This is a genomic window from Rhizobium sp. 2YAF20, from assembly GCF_052114685.1.
Classification (GTDB): Bacteria; Pseudomonadota; Alphaproteobacteria; order Rhizobiales; family Rhizobiaceae; genus Rhizobium.
The window spans coordinates 1-3,293 of record NZ_JBFRFF010000095.1; the positions used below are offsets into that span (position 1 = coordinate 1).

The 3,293-nt window shown below is 50.7% G+C and carries 6 protein-coding genes; 5 read left to right on the plus strand and 1 reads right to left on the minus strand.

Features of this window, described 5'->3' with window-relative positions; genetic code table 11:
* The coding region (locus AB4Z52_RS35790) for a transposase (RefSeq protein WP_442222553.1) at window positions 1-168 on the minus strand (168 nt) is incomplete at its 3' end.
* Window positions 169-278: 110 nt separating this feature from the next.
* On the opposite strand from AB4Z52_RS35790, the gene AB4Z52_RS35795 reads away from it, so the two are divergent.
* The 5 genes from AB4Z52_RS35795 to AB4Z52_RS35815 form a co-directional block, all read left to right on the plus strand.
* Window positions 279-605: a DNA/RNA non-specific endonuclease gene (locus AB4Z52_RS35795; protein ID WP_442222549.1), complete on the plus strand. Its 327-nt coding sequence runs from the start codon at window positions 279-281 to the stop codon at window positions 603-605.
* Window positions 602-946 carry a hypothetical protein gene (locus AB4Z52_RS35800; RefSeq protein WP_442222550.1) on the plus strand — a complete coding sequence of 115 codons (345 nt, stop codon included), beginning with the start codon at window positions 602-604 and terminating at the stop codon, window positions 944-946. The genes AB4Z52_RS35795 and AB4Z52_RS35800 overlap by 4 nt, the downstream gene beginning before the upstream one ends.
* A 584-nt stretch (window positions 947-1,530) precedes the next feature.
* Window positions 1,531-2,169: a hypothetical protein gene (locus AB4Z52_RS35805; RefSeq protein ID WP_442222551.1), complete on the plus strand. Its 639-nt coding sequence runs from the start codon at window positions 1,531-1,533 to the stop codon at window positions 2,167-2,169.
* Entirely contained in the window at window positions 2,148-2,582 is a 435-nt protein-coding gene (locus AB4Z52_RS35810; protein ID WP_442222552.1) for a hypothetical protein, read from the plus strand. Before AB4Z52_RS35805 ends, AB4Z52_RS35810 begins: the two co-directional genes overlap by 22 nt.
* A 493-nt stretch (window positions 2,583-3,075) precedes the next feature.
* Window positions 3,076-3,293 (plus strand): IS1096 element passenger TnpR family protein (locus AB4Z52_RS35815; protein WP_442221708.1); only part of this gene is annotated, 218 nt, incomplete at its 3' end.

Below are 3,293 nucleotides of genomic sequence, written 5' to 3' on the forward strand. Positions count from 1 at the left end.
TTTCCGAACAAGATTGGCATTGACGCCGTGTTCAAGCGCCAGCCTTGAGACCGAAACGCCGGGTTCCAGGCACGCCGCAACAAGGCGCTCTCTCGAGACAGGGTCATATCGACGTCGACCGTCACGTCCCACAAGTCGCACCAGAAGTTTTTGAGCATCATCCATGATTTAGCGTCCACCTATTTTTGGTGGACACTTCATGCCTCAGAGCACCGCGCTTCAGAAGGTGCCTGGAAAGTCGCGCTTACGTTACCTATCAGCCAGTCGATAGCCCCGGTGTGCGCGACAGCCGCCAAACAGTGGTCGGGAAAGAAGGTATCGCAGGAGATGTCGGCGGCCATATTCAGGCTTGCCGCTTCGGAGGCACGTGCGATAGATTTAACCTGTTCCCGCAAAACGCAAATTTTAACAACGGCACTTATAAGAGCTGGGAAAATGAGATCAGTGGTGCGCTCAAAAATGGTGATGACGTGGGTGCCGTAACCGTTACATTTGGCCGATCAGATCCGAGCAACGCGCGCCCGGACACGGTAACTGTCGAATATTCGATCAATGGAGAGAGTTTTCGACGTCGATTCATGAATGAGGTAGGAGGCGGACAGTGAGTAACCCGATTGAAGAGCAGAAACAGCTAATTGATAAGCTATACCGCTTGGTGCGTCAAAGTGCTCCTAAAAGCTCCTCCGAGGCTGCATGCCGTTTTCGCTACTTTCAGGAGAAAGACGGATCGCGTGCTGTGGACGAACAATTTTGGTATTTTGTCGACGACAAGCGAGTTTCAGCACTGCTAGTTGACGACGAAACTATCAATCCGATGCTTATCGTACCCGAACTTCACGCAAAGATGAAAGCGCATACGGGTGGCAACTGGCAAGCCTTTACATTGACAATTGACAAGGACGGCAGGGTTACAGCCAAGTTCGAATACGCAGAAACCAAGCCCTAATGCTCACTCCGCGTGGATGACACCCGCCAAATATTCGATCAATGGAGAAAGTTTTCGGCGTCACTCGTGAATGGAGCCGGAGGTGGACAAGAGCAGGTAATTTCTCAAGCGGTGCAGTACGGTATTTCAAAGGGCGTGCAGGTTAACATAGTCATTTATCCTTAATTCGTGAAAGGTGTGGAAGTGAAGAAGTTAGCAGTGGCTCTGCTCAGAAGAGAAAAAGTTTTTCTCCAGGGTTATTCTCAGGCCACAACTGGTGTGTGGATCGCTTGGGGTCCTGTTTACGTTGTGGACGCTCGTGACGTGAACTCAAGCCAATTGTCGTTTTCCAGTTAATCGTAAGACTGTCGGTTCAACATTTTCAATAGGATAGCGTGGCACTTAATTTGAGACTTGGCAGTTAACGTGAGATTTTCATGCGGATTTTGGCACTTAATGTGAGATTTGGTCGTCGACAGAATTGACGGTGTTTTTGCTGTGAGCGATCCTATTTCCGATGACCTACGGGCGAGAACAATGATGGCCTTGGCAGCAATTTCAACGGCATCGCGGACCACGCAAGCAAATCGGGAACGTCTTAGTAGTTGCACTTAGTCTTCGTCAGGAATCTCAAATTATCTGCCAAACAAATTCGAAACAGCCGCATTCTTACGTTTAAGTGTAAAACGACAGGCACTGAAATCAATGCCCAAACAGGGAAGATTATTACCAATAACACCTTTGTAGATGGCGCCGGCACCGCTGCGGGCGTTCCGAAAACTATTCCTTATCAACCGAGCGGCACTGTAGTCTTACAGGGGAATGCACCTGTGTGTGGTCCGGCTTGCGCTGCCATGGTGATAAGCGACAATACTGGCGCGTCAGTGAGCCTCCAAGATGTGATTGGTAGTTTAGCCAATGGCGTTCGACCTACCGGCGTTAATGCGCTGGAGCTTTCAACAGTGATTTCCAACGCTGGAGTGAGCAATACCGTGGAAGTTGGTATGTTGCCAAGCCAGCTGGATCGAGCGCTATCGAATGGCCAAACCGTGATTGTCAATGTCAATCGTCATTTCTTTATCGTCGATAGTGAGGTGACGGTTGGTGGTGTTCGATATTACATGACTCGTGATCCATACATGGGCTTCTCGCGGTGTCTTGGCCAGCGCTTTGCAATCCGCGATGTCTCATGGCGCCAACGCAATCATAGTAGGGAAGTGAAGTGGACATCAAGGAAGCGTTAACGCACCAAGGCTTCAAAGCTGGCGACTCGGCCGAGTTGTCAGGTTGGTTGGTCGACACTGACAACGGCCTATTCATATTAGGCGACCATTTTCCAGAAGATTATTTTTTTCCGTATAGAATACGAATAGCTAACGACGATATTATTTATCCAATCCTAAATAAGATTCCCACTTTGGGTGGTGGGCGCTCCTTGTTGTTCTATAGAACAATAGTACAAGGAAACATAGCGAAGCCAATCTCGACCGACATGGAGATAGATGTGCGGAAGATATTCGTCGAAAGTAATCGTGAATCCGGTCTCTACGATGAAGTTAACGTTAGCCAGGAAATTGTTCAAGGATATGTCAATAAATTCGGAAGCTATAAATTCAGCTTGCGCGATCCTTTGCGAGATTGGTTAGACGACGAATAGTCCGTCGACCGTGAGAACGGCGAAATTAAGCTCGGCGCAGCCGTGATAGAATTTTGTGCCATGACAGCCATCAAATGGGTCACCCTGCGGAGCCATATTGGTCGCCTCCGTGGATTGTGAAGCCCGTACGGCCGAGGGTTGATGTACCACCTTCGGGCACGAAGTCCACGCGTTCGAGCCCCCAAGAGTAGGTGCCACCCGGCCAACGTGTGAATTTGGGCGCGCCGGCCCCACGCAACACACCATTCACAGTGCCTGTAAAATCGTCCAGGGCAGTGATGGTTTGAATGGCGGACGTATTGAACGACCAAGTGCCCGCCGGGATAGGTCCTACGCCCACGGTTCCTTGCAACGCAGGAGACTGGTTCCCTGGTCTTCCAGATACGGCGTCCCAGGACTTGACCGTCAGACCATCCTGGGGAGCATGAGGATTTGTGGGGCGGGCTGGAACGACGTATGTCGTCGTCGTTGAATTTTGACGGGACTGGCGGATGTGAAAAGGGCAAAACGGGCAGCGACGAAAACCGCCGGAGAGGCGGCAGCCTCGGAGGATGAGATTTTCATCCTGCAATTCCGCATCTGGCTGAAGGACGTGAGCCCGATGGTGTGGCGTAGGGTTCAGGTTTTCTCGACGATGACGCTACGCGAGTTTCATGGCGTCATTCAGGTCGCGATGGGATGGGAAGGCATACACCTCTACCAGTTCGTCAT